This window comes from Allokutzneria sp. NRRL B-24872 (assembly GCF_002155965.1).
Taxonomy (GTDB): Bacteria; Actinomycetota; Actinomycetes; order Mycobacteriales; family Pseudonocardiaceae; genus Allokutzneria.
Genome location: NZ_MUMH01000347.1, coordinates 399 through 759, shown reverse-complemented (window position 1 = coordinate 759; position 361 = coordinate 399). Strand labels below are relative to the sequence as shown.

Annotated in this window: 1 protein-coding gene; it reads left to right on the top strand. The window is 73.1% G+C overall.

Going from position 1 to position 361, the window contains the following annotated elements; genetic code table 11:
- Positions 1 to 112: 112 nt before the first annotated feature.
- A partial coding sequence (locus tag CCN37_RS40605; RefSeq protein ID WP_168201061.1) for a hypothetical protein occupies positions 113 to 361 on the top strand: 249 nt, incomplete at its 3' end.

The window sequence follows — 361 nt, the reverse complement described above, 5'->3', positions numbered from 1 at the left end:
GTGGTAGCACGGTGGGCGGGGCGGTGGCGGCGCCGAGACGATGGAGCGACCCACCAGATGACCTTGTCTCACCGGAGCCGTGCCGCGCGCACGTCCGGCCCGAGAGGAACACATGCATCGCAGAACGCTGCCCAGCGCGCTCGTCGCCGTCGCGCTGGTGGCGGTGAGCGCGGCAGTGCCCGCGTCCGCCGCCCCCGAACCCGCGCCCGGCAAGACGAGCCGGACAGTCACGCTGATCACCGGTGACCGCGTGCACCTGGACGCCACCGGGGTCCCGGTGCACACCGAGGCCGCGCCGAACCGGGCCGGGACGAGGTTCCTGAACTCGACCCGCAACGGCCACCACTACGTGATCCCGGAG